We start from the raw sequence: 11,310 nt of genomic DNA on the forward strand, positions 1-11,310 counted from the left end.
AGCGTTGCAGGCGTCGTCGTCGATCAAGACCATCGAAATCGTTGACGAAGATATCGACTCGGTTCTGAATCATATTCGAGTCAAGAAGTCGTCCTTGGTTCTGATTGTCAAAGATGAACATGACGAACCGTTTCAGCGATCCCTGTTCGAGCGATCGCCGGTCCAAACACTGTGGCTTCGCATCAACGGGGCGCCGCCGACGTCATCATCGCGTGTCTATGATTTTGATGTATCAACGCAATTGCAAACCCAGCGGATCTCGAAGCGACTGCTCGGGCATCCCGCTGAATCGCCGCTTTTGGAAAATGATCCCCCGAGCGATGCCGATGTCCCAAAGTGGTTGGAACAGGAAAGCGTGCGGCTGGAGGGCGAACGCTGCGAATCAGGAGATTTGGTCTGGATCGTTTACGGTCGGACACCCGCCGAGGAAAAACGGTACGTCGCGGCTCGTGCGCTGCTGAAGGAATCGAGCAAGGCGTCGATTGCTTTGATCAGCAAAGGGGAGACGTTTTCGGAATCGCTTGCCTCGCGATTGCGATACTGGGCAACTCATGTTGCCGAGCCGGTAACTCGCGAGCAACGGGTTGAGTTATCCCAGTCGTTAACCGAAGGCTCGCAGCCGAGCTGGGAATTTTTGGGATTAATCTCGGCATCCGCCATGCTGGCGGCCTTTGGGTTGCTGCAAGATTCAGCGGCGGTGATTATCGGAGCGATGTTGATTGCCCCCTTGATGACGCCGATTTTGGGCGCGGGTTTGGCGCTGACGCATGGCAACCGGCCGCTTTTCCAGTCGGCATCCAATGCGATTGTGATCGGTTTTCTTGGAGCCTTGAGTTCGAGTTTTCTGTTTGGGTGTCTCGTGGTGCTGCTGCAAACCCCTGAGATCACGCCCGAGATGTGGGCTCGCTGCAAACCGTCAGCACTCGATTTTTGTGTCGGTTTGGTCGGCGGCATGGCAGCGTCCTACGCGCGGACTCGCAGCCATCTTTCCTCGGCACTGGCCGGTGCCGCGATCGCGGCAGCCTTGGTGCCGCCGATTTCGACAGCCGGACTTCAACTCGCCTTTCGCCTGACCCAGGGGGCTGAGAGCCCGATCTGGGCGAGCGGCCAAGGGACGCCGATCTTTGGTCCCGTGTTGCTGGTTTCGGTGAATGTGTTGACGATCATGATTGGATCGTCGTTTGTGTTGTACGCGCGAGGCATGCGAGTGGATCGCGCGTTCACGATTGGCCAGCGATGGGCCGGACGGATGACGATCCTGTTGGTCACGCTGATGCTGTTGGTCCTGGTCTGGACACTCGGACACTAGGTGTTTTGTAGCGGTGTGCCTTAGTGAGCGTGGGCGTGACCGGCGTGAACATGGTCATGACTCGCGTGATCATGCGACGAAGAAGACTCACCGCTTAGTCGTTAGGCACCGTCGATCACCACAAGATTGCCGTGGCGCCACTCAGACACTTTGTCACCACCGCTGCGGATCAAGAGCGTCGGTCGTGCCAGTGGTAACGTATCGAAACCCTCGATCTGAGTGTGCGTATTGAGCCATTTTTTGCTGCCATCGCTTTTTTGCGTCGAGATCCAAGCGGACTTTGCCGGTTACGCGGATCATTTGCGTTTGCTCACGCTGCTGAACGTGTGCAACAGGTTTATTCCCAACGATAGCTACCCGTGTTATCCGATGAATAACAGTAACAATCGATTCCATAGGAACGCGAGATCGCGAGCCTGTTTCCAACGCAAACGAGTTTCACAACAACGAACTCGGCTTGAATATTGGTGTCATTCATGTCCAAACGACGAATCTATTTTGCTCAGCTGCTGCTCGCAGCCTCGGCTGCCACTATGGTGGGATGCGCATCACCGGGGATATTTTCTTCGTTGGTCGATTCGAGCCCGACGTCGTCGTTTGACGTTTCGCTAATTGATGCTCCACAGCAGGCGGCGACACCGGCAGCGGGCAAATCGGAAACCGCAGCTGCGGCGGAGCAGGACCAATCCAGTAGCGACGTCGCCCAGGTGGTCTTTGATGACTTTGGCTACGCAAGCGACGGTCAAGTGACGTATCCCGAGACGATGGTTCAAGTCGCAATTCCATTTGATGGTGCAGCAGAAACCTCGACTGCGGTGGCTGATGCAAACGTATCATCCGCGATGACGTTGGCGGATTTCGAAGCGCTCGCGCTTGCCAACAATCCCACCATCGAAGGCTTGGTTGCCACGACCCAAAAGGCAGCAGGTTATCGCACTCAGGTCGGTTTGCGGGCCAATCCAACTGTCGGCTATCAAGGCATGCAGTTGGCCGATGAGGGAACCGATCAACACACCGTCTATATCTCTCAAACGCTGATCACGGCGGACAAATTAGAGCTGAATCGCCGTGTCCAAAACGAGGCGTTGCGGGCGCAGTTGTTCCAGCTGGAAGCACAAAAATACCGAATTGCGACCGACATTCGGGTTAAGTTTTATGATGCCTTGGCCGCTCAGCAGCGGATGAAATTGATCCGTGATTTTCAATCGGTGGCCGACAAAGGATTGGAGCTAGCCGAGCTTCGTAAGGAAGCACTCGAAGGATCCCAGTTGGATGTCGTTCAAGCCAAAGTGCAAAAGAATGAGATCGATTTGTCGCTGCAGCAAGCCGAGATTCGCTATGCAGCCGCTTGGCGCGAGCTCGTTGCTTTGGCGGGGACTCCGCACCTGCAGTCGGTCTCGCTGCAAGGCGATTTGCCTCAGACCGAAGGCATGCTCGATTGGTCCGAGGTCGCCGCGACCATGGTTGCTTCGAGCCCCGAATATCAAGCTGCCCAGACACGAATTAGTCAAGCGCGAGCGAACATCACCCGTCAATGTGTCCAGCCCATCCCGAACCTTGATTTCCAATTGGCCGCCGGGCACGACAACGCAACTGATTCAGGAATGATCAACGTCCAAGTGGGCGCCCCCATTCCGGTATTCAATCGCAACCAAGGCAACATTGCCGCGGCGCGTGCCGAGTTGGTGCGTGCTTGCCAAGATGCACTGCGGATCGAAAACGCAATCAAGGCGAGGCTGGCAGCGGTGTCTCGTGAATACGATTCGTCGCTTGCCGCCGTCTCGAAATACAGCAATGACATCCTTCCCAATGCGGCCGATGGACTGAAATTAGCAGAAACCGCCTACAAGGCTGGGGAAACCAGTTTTGTCCAAGTTTTGGTGGCGCGGCGCACCTATTTTGATACCAACCTGCAGTTCATTGCCTCGCAGGCCCAATTGGCTCAGGCACGGGCTCGAGTGGACGGATACGTGCTCAGCGGTGCCTTGGAAGCGATGGTGGACAATAGCGGAGACGATAGTTTGCGTGGGCTGACGTTCAGCCAGCAATAAAAACCAGCCAGCAATAAAAAGCTGCCCGCCCCGTAGCGGGGCGTCGCAGTTCGTTTTCCAGCTATGAAATCAATGTCGAATGACGACCTCTGGCAAGCAAATTCGATGGCGGATACCCCCGAAAACCGGTTGATTTATTGAGTTGGCCAAATCAAATCAAGATTTGTTCCTCTTGACCCGATTCAGCTACCTAGGAAAGATAAATTCATCGCAAGTCGGTATTTTCCTCCTACCCCGTGTCAAACGTGTTTGCCAAAATTACCCCTCTATTGACGCTGATTGCGTTCGCGGCGCATGCCGTGTTGGGGTGTTGTTGGCATCACTCGCACCCACTCGGAAACGCTTGCTGTGTGGAACACGTCGAGTCGATTGCCTCGGCAAAACATGGTGTTGATGCGGATTCGGGGCATCGTCACACAGCCGCGGTACGTTGTGATCATGCGGGGCACTCACACTCACAATCGAATGCGAATTCGCATGTCCACGCCGCTCCCGTTGCATTGCTGAATCCCGTAGCGGCAGAGCTTGCTGCGAGCGATGTTGCCGAGGGGGCGTTCACTGATGCCGATTCGCCCTGTGGCCATTCGCATCAATGCGATGAAGCTCATTGCCACTTTGTCGGCATGTTCTCTAAATGGATTGACCTCGAGCTGCAAGCAGCCTCGGTTCCGCTTGTGTTTTCGACGGTCGGCGTGTTGCCACCCAAGCCGCTCGATACGGTGTTGGGTGAGCTTCACCGATCATGTCCAGACCAAATTCTATCAGCCTCAGAGCACTGTGTTCGTCTGCAATCTTGGCAGATTTGAGCCGTTCTTGTCTCGCTTTGTTTGCTGCCTCAGCCATCGCTAGCGGAAACGTCGTGATGACGTTCGTTTGCGGTCAGATTCAGCTGCGCTATTTCGCGTGATTGCGGCCACGTTTTCGTGACGCTGCATCCGCAATTCGCAGAAGCGCTCGCAGGAATGTTTTGACATTCTTCGAGTTTGGTTTGGATCTTGGCCTGCTTTTTGAAGTGTTTGCTTCTTGACGCGGTTTGCTGCGCTGGTGTTGCCGTTCTGATCTATCCATCATTTTGTCTCAACCGAGATACGTTTGTCATGCGACCGAAACTCTCAAAATTGCCTTTGCCTGTCATCCAAGTTGCGATGGGTTTGATCGTCATTGTGGCGGCGGGGATCACTTATTCGGCGTGGTGGCCGCCGCTATCGACATGGATCGATGCCACGCTTTCATCACAGCGAGGCGGTGAGGTGGCGGGCAGCGAAGTCGCAGGCGGTCACGGGCACGCGTCTCATTCCACCACCGGTGCCGCCGAGGTCACGGCATTGGAATTGACGCCACAAGCACGAATGAACCTCGGTTTGACGCCAAAATTCCTGCGTCCGGTGGAGTTATCGAACTATCGCCGTTCGATCACGGTGCCGGCGGTGGTGGTCGCCAAACCCGGGCGATCGTCCATCGTGGTCTCGTCGCCGCTGAACGGTGTTGTCACGCACGTGCATGCGGTCACCGGCGAAGCGGTGACCCCCGGCGATCTGTTGTTCGAGGTTCGGTTGACCTACGAAGACCTGGTGGAGACGCAGACGGCCTATTTGAAAACGATCAGCGAATTGGAGGTCGAGAATCGTGAGATCACTCGCTTGGAAGATGCAACACGATCGGGCGCGATTTCAGGAAAACAGCTGCTGGAACGACGCTACGCCAAAGAAAAACTCGAGGCGTTTGCCAAGTCACAGCGAGAAGCACTTCGATTGCATGGGCTATCGGATCGTCAAATCGATGCCATTGCTCGAGATGGCAAACTGATGGGCGATCTGCAAATCATGGCTCCTGATGTGGACAGCCATAGCGAGGATGAAGAGTTGCATCTGAGTCAAGTTTCGCTGCGTCCGGTTTCATACACGAAGCCTTTGTTGATGCCTCAGGATGCCGGTGGCAATCGCAGCAACAAAAAATTGTTGGTGGTCGATGACCTCAGCGTTCACAAGGGCCAAGCGATCACAGCAGGCGAAAAACTTTGTTCGCTTTCGGATTACACCCAATTGTTTATCGAAGGTAAAGCGTTTGAAAACGACATCGCGGCGATTTCCAACGCGGCCCAGCAGGGCTGGAAAGTCGACGCGGTGTTCAGCGGATCGATGGGGCAAGAGGTCGTCCGTGGATTAAAGTTGGTGTTTGTTTCCAATTCGATTGACAGTGATTCGCGAACGCTATCGCTGTTCGTGGAATTGCCCAATCAGATGATGCGAGATGTCACCAATGACGAAGGTCAGCGGTTTGTGTCGTGGAAGTATCGCATCGGCCAACGACTCGAACTGCGTGTGCCTGTCGAACAGTGGGAGAACCAAATCGTGTTGCCGGTCGAGGCGGTTGTCAAAGAGGGCGCGGATTGGTTTGTGTTCCAGCAAAACGGCAAAACCTTTACTCGCGTGCCGGTGCATGTTCGCCATCGTGGGCAAGACGTCGTGGTGATCGCCAACGATGGATCGATCTTTCCCGGCGATGTGATTGCCCAGAAAGCGGCGCATCAAATGCAAATGGCAATCAAGAACAAATCAGGCGGTGGCGCCGATCCCCATGCAGGGCATTCACATTGATCAAGCAATCGGGACAGACTCACCTGCTCGATTCTTCCGTTTTCCATTCTCGATTGCTTCATTGATTCATGCTCAACGCCGTCATTCGCTTTGCCCTTCATCAACGGCTGCTTGTCATCGCAGTCGCCCTGTTTCTGCTTGGCTATGGAACATGGCAAACCATGGTGATGCCCATCGATGTGTTTCCCGATCTGAACCGGCCGCGGGTCGTGATCATGACAGAAACGCCAGGCATGGCTCCGGAGGAAGTGGAGTCGTTGGTCACGTTCCCGATCGAAACGGCGATGAATGGTGCCAACGGTGTCGAGGCGGTCCGTAGTTCTTCGGGCGTCGGGATTTCGGTCATCTACGTCGAGTTTGCCTATGGTACCGACGTCTATACCGACCGCCAAATCGTGGCCGAGCGGATGCAGATGGTTCAAGATCGATTGCCACCCGGGATCACGCCTCAACTCGCGCCGATCTCGTCGATCATGGGCCAAGTGTTGATGTTGGGGATGTGGAGTGACAATCCCGATGTCGATCCGATGCAGCTTCGCACCACCGCGGATTGGGTTGTCCGCCAACGATTGTTGACGATTCCTGGTGTCTCGCAAGTCTTTACGATGGGCGGTGAGCGTAAGCAGTTCCAGGTCCTGGTCGACCCCGACGCGATGCTTCGTTTCGGCGTCACATTGCCAGAGATCGAATCGGCCGTGACCGAAAGCAATGAAAATGGAACGGGGGGCTATTTGGACAAACAAGGCCCCGAAGAATTGCTGGTCCGTTCGCTCGGTCGGATTCAATCACTGGAAGATCTGAAAAAGGTGCCGGTGAAAATTCGCGAAGGTCGCCCGGTGCTGCTTTCACAGGTCGCCGAGGTGGTCGAAGGAGCGCAAGTCAAACGTGGCGATAGCTCGGCCTTTGTGCGTTCGCAGGATACGGATCCCAATGGCACCGGCGATGCGGCGTCGAATTGGCGTGGTGGGCCTGCGGTCGTGCTGACGATCAACAAACAACCCGGCGCGGACACTCGGCGTGTGACTGAAGATGTGATGGCTGCGATCGAAGAATTGCAACCAACGCTGCCGGCGGGAACTCAGCTTACGACCGTCTATTCGCAAAAATCGTTCATTGACCGCGCGATCGACAATGTCGTCGAAGCACTCCGTGACGGCGGCATCTTGGTTGTCATCGTGCTGTTTCTGTTTCTGCTGAATTTGCGGACGACGTTCATCACGCTAACCGCCATCCCGTTGTCATTAGTCGTCACGGCGATCGTGTTCGCAGTGTTTGGATTGTCGATCAACACGATGACGCTGGGGGGGATCGCGGTGGCGATGGGCGAATTGGTGGATGATGTCATCGTGGATGTCGAGAACATCTATCGACGTTTGAAAGAGAACCGTGCCGCCGGTAATCCGTTGAACTCATTGCTGGTGGTGTTTCGGGCTAGTGCCGAGGTGCGACGCAGTATCGTGTTTGGCACGATGATCGTGATTTTGGTGTTCATTCCACTGTTTGCACTCGGCGGAATGGAAGGTAAATTGTTCGCCCCCCTGGGCGTCGCCTACATCGTCTCGATCCTTGCTTCGTTATTCGTTTCGCTGACCGTGACTCCTGTGTTGTCGTACTGGCTGCTTGGACGAGGCACCCGGCGTGGCGATGAGAAAGACGGCTTTGTCTTGCGAGGTTTGAAGTGGGGCGCGGACAAGGTGATCCGGTTCAGTTTGGCGTTTCCATACCTGAATCTCGGTGTGTCGCTGATGATGGTCGCGATCGCGGCAATCTTTGTCATGCGACTTGAGAAAGATTTTTTGCCTCCGTTTAACGAAGGGACGATCCAATTGAACGTCGTGCTGCCGCCGGGAACCTCGTTGGCCGCATCGAACGAGATCGCGGAATCTGTCGAGCAGTCGCTGAAGAAGATCGATGACGTACAGCGGTTTGCTCGACGGACCGGACGTGCCGAATTGGACGAGCATGCCGAGGGCGTGAATATGTCCGAAATGATCATTGAACTGGATCCCGACTCGCCGCGTTCACGTGAAGAACAGTTGACCGAAATCCGCGACGCGATGGAAGAGTTTCCACACGTGGTCACCGCGGTCGAGCAGCCGATCGCCCACTTGATCTCGCACATGTTGTCTGGGGTGAAAGCCCAGGTTGGAATCAAAATCTACGGCGACGACTTGGATGTGCTGCGTCAGAAGGCGGAACAGATCAAAGCCGAAATCGAGTTGGTGCCAGGCGTCACGGACGCGTTGGTCGAACCGCAAGTCATCATCCCGCAGCTCCGCATCGAACTGGACCGCGACCGGTTGCTGCAATATGGATTGAGTGCCGCGTCGGTCAACGAATACATCGAAACCGCGATGAACGGCAAAGTCGTCTCGGAGGTTCTCGATGGCATGCGAACCTTTGACTTGATGGTGCGAATGAAAGAGGAATATCGCGAGGATATCGAAGAGCTGAAACGATTGTCCATTCAATTGCCCGACGGTGGCATGATTCCGCTGTCGGGGCTTGCCAAAGTCTACGAATCGGGCGGCCCCAACGTGGTCAATCGCGAAAACGTTCGACGCCGTATTGTGGTCCAGTGTAATGTCGCCGACCGCGGAGTCGTGGATGTCGTGGCCGATATCCAAACGTCGATCAAACCGATCATTGCACAACTGCCCGCAGGATACTTTGTCGAATACGGAGGCCAATTCCAAAGTCAGCAATCGGCAAGCCGAATGATTTCGGTGCTGTTTGTGATTTCGATGATGGGTGTGTTCTTGGTGCTGTATACCTTGTTCCGTAGCATGAACTTGGCGCTGCAAGTGATGGCGGCGCTTCCGATGGCATTTATCGGGTCGGTCGCTGCCTTGGTGATCACCGGTCAAACGTTGACCATCGCTGCGATGGTCGGATTTATCTCGTTGGCTGGGATCGCGTCGCGGAACGGCATTCTGTTGCTGCAGCACTATTTGCACCTGGTTCAACACGAAGGCGAACAGTTCACTCGGGCGATGATTGTTCGCGCAGGACTTGAGCGACTGGCACCGGTTTTAATGACCGCATTGACCTCGGGAATCGGGCTGGTGCCACTGGTGTTGTCCGCTGGTGAAGCCGGTAAGGAAATCTTGTATCCCGTTGCTACCGTGATCTTGGGCGGATTGGTCAGTTCGACAATGTTGGACTTCTTTGTGCATCCGGCGCTGTTTTGGTTGTTTGGGATGAAGTCTGCCGAGCGAGTGGTCACCGCCACCGCCAGCGAAATCGAATTGAATGAAGTTTAGCACTCGCACTAATGTCGTAGCGGGGTAAATCGAACGATCCCCCCGCAGTCGCCTCGTCATTCCGATTGCGAGGTTTTTCCAATCATGTACCGCTTCGCGATCTTTTCTCGCGAGACGTTTCCTTCTACGCCCCCCGATTACAGAGATTTTTGCAATGCGAAAGACAAAATTTACAACGCTTGCCGCTGGATTGTTTCTTTTCACCACCGGATGTGGCGATAAAGCTGCGACCCATCCCGATGTCGACAACAGCGTCTCTGGTAGCGACGTGACCGCCGACGGGCTTCCGCCTGCGACTGTCGATGTGCATGCCCACCCAAGTGAAGGGCCTCACCATGGTTCGTTAGTCGAGCTTGGCAACGAAGAGTTTCATGCCGAAATTGTTCATGATGCCAAGTCGGTAACGGTTTATATTCTCGACTCGTCGGCCACCAAGGCGGTTCCCATTGACGCAACGGACGTGACAATCAATTTGGTGCATGACGGATCGCCCGAACAGTTTAAACTAACCGCCAATCCCGATGCTGGTGACCCCGACGGCAAATCGTCACGCTTTACCCTTGCCAATGCCGAATTGGTCGGGCATATCGATGACGAAGCTTCGGCGCCTAAGTTGAGTGTGACGATCAACGGAACACCCTATCGGGGCGAAATCAAGCATGATCACGATCACGAAGGCCATGACCATGCCGGACACGCCCACTAGGATTCCGAATGCGTTGCCAGCCATCACGAAAGTCGCAAAGGCTTTTGGCGGATTATACTGACGCGCAGGGGGCGAAGCGAAGCAGAGTGGTCGGCGCTATTGTGAACGTTTCCTCCGCGGACTGCGTCCGCAGGATCGATCATGTCGATACACCGCTTTGGTTCCCCTGCTTGTATCCAATTCACATTTCACTGTTTTGTACTAGGAAGAACTTTTCCCGATGTCCATGTGTTCTGATTGCCAAGTCTGGATTCGAAGTATCGCCGTTGCTGTAGGGTTGGCCAGCGGAATGATGGTCCACTCGATTGTCGCCAACGATCGCAGTGCCACTCACCAAACACGGGTCGTTTCGGGTTGGACGGTTCACGTCAACCAGCAATTGGAATCGCAAAACAAGCAAGCGACTGCGACGGCGCTCGAGCTGCTAGAAAAACAGCTTGACGAGATCATTCGTGTGGTGCCCGCGCCTGCGGTGGCAGAGCTGCAAAAAGTGCCGCTTTGGTTTTCGCCCGAATACCCCAACACACAGCCGCGGGCGGAATATCACCCCAGTAAAACTTGGTTGGTCAAAAACGGCCGAGACGCGAAAATGGCGAAGGGCGTCGAGTTCACCAATGTTCGTATTTTCGAGGCCGAGACGCGGCGGATGCCCAATTTTGCGCTGCATGAACTGGCCCACGCCTACCACGACCGCGTGTTGGAGCGAGGCTTTGACAATCAGCCGCTGAAGAAGGCCTACCAGAAAGCCAAGGTGAGTGGCAAGTACGATGATGTCGAGCGGCAAGACGCCAACGGCAACAAACGCCGCGACCGTGCGTATGCAATGACCACGCCGCAAGAGTACTTTGCCGAAACCAGCGAAGCCTACTTCAGCCGCAACGATTTTTTCCCCTTCACCCGCGACGAGTTAAAGTCGCACGATCCCGAGATGCTGTCGCTGTTGGTCAAGTTATGGGGTGTTGAGAGTCAAGAATAGTAGCGGTGGACCGGTGCAGTCGTCTCGATATCATCGGCGGCAACTCGTTGCGTGGTCACCTCTCCCAAACGCAGTTTGGGAGAGGTCGAGCAGAGCCTTCAGCGATGGCTCGGGTGAGGGCGACCGAGCAATTGGAAGTGACAGTGCGCTAAGTTGCGCGGTTGGCCCTCACCCGGACGAGGCCTGTGGGCCCGTCCGACCTCTCCCTAGCTGCGCTCGGGCGAGGTGGCTTGCGGAGATCATCCAGTCGCACTTTGCGTTGAAACACGAATGCACTCTGAAGTGCATCCTGCCGCAGCTTTCGCTGCTTCACAATCAAACGCCGGCATGCAACAAGTAGTCACCTCTCCCAAACGGAGTTTGGGAGAGGTCGAGCAGAGCCTTTAGCGATTGCTCGGGTGAGGGCGA

Annotated in this window: 7 protein-coding genes; all 7 read left to right on the forward strand. The window is 55.2% G+C overall.

Translation table 11 applies throughout. The features are described 5' to 3' along the window. Nucleotides 1-1,309, forward strand: a 1,309-nt coding sequence (locus tag ABX962_RS18650) for a DUF389 domain-containing protein (protein WP_372721544.1), incomplete at its 5' end; no start/stop codon positions are given. Between the two features lie 476 nt (nucleotides 1,310-1,785). After that, the gene (locus ABX962_RS18655; protein WP_372721545.1) at nucleotides 1,786-3,360 is read left to right on the forward strand and encodes a TolC family protein; all 1,575 of its coding nucleotides are present in this window, start codon (nucleotides 1,786-1,788) and stop codon (nucleotides 3,358-3,360) included. 245 nt (nucleotides 3,361-3,605) lie between these two features. Then, complete coding sequence (locus ABX962_RS18660) at nucleotides 3,606-4,166, forward strand: hypothetical protein (protein WP_372721546.1); 561 nt, start codon at nucleotides 3,606-3,608, stop codon at nucleotides 4,164-4,166. A gap of 291 nt (nucleotides 4,167-4,457) precedes the next feature. Beyond that, on the forward strand, nucleotides 4,458-5,957 hold the full coding sequence (locus ABX962_RS18665; RefSeq protein ID WP_372721547.1) for an efflux RND transporter periplasmic adaptor subunit: 1,500 nt from the start codon (nucleotides 4,458-4,460) through the stop codon (nucleotides 5,955-5,957). Nucleotides 5,958-6,025: 68 nt separating this feature from the next. Then, a complete protein-coding gene (locus ABX962_RS18670) occupies nucleotides 6,026-9,220 on the forward strand; it encodes an efflux RND transporter permease subunit (protein ID WP_372721548.1) in 3,195 nt (1,064 codons plus the stop codon). Between the two features lie 154 nt (nucleotides 9,221-9,374). After that, complete coding sequence (locus ABX962_RS18675; RefSeq protein ID WP_372721549.1) at nucleotides 9,375-9,926, forward strand: hypothetical protein; 552 nt, start codon at nucleotides 9,375-9,377, stop codon at nucleotides 9,924-9,926. A 220-nt stretch (nucleotides 9,927-10,146) separates the two neighbouring features. Next, a complete protein-coding gene (locus tag ABX962_RS18680; RefSeq protein WP_372721550.1) occupies nucleotides 10,147-10,902 on the forward strand; it encodes a hypothetical protein in 756 nt (251 codons plus the stop codon). Nucleotides 10,903-11,310: the final 408 nt, after the last annotated feature.

It is taken from the genome of Novipirellula sp., assembly GCF_041583735.1.
In the GTDB taxonomy this organism is placed as follows: domain Bacteria; phylum Planctomycetota; class Planctomycetia; order Pirellulales; family Pirellulaceae; genus Novipirellula.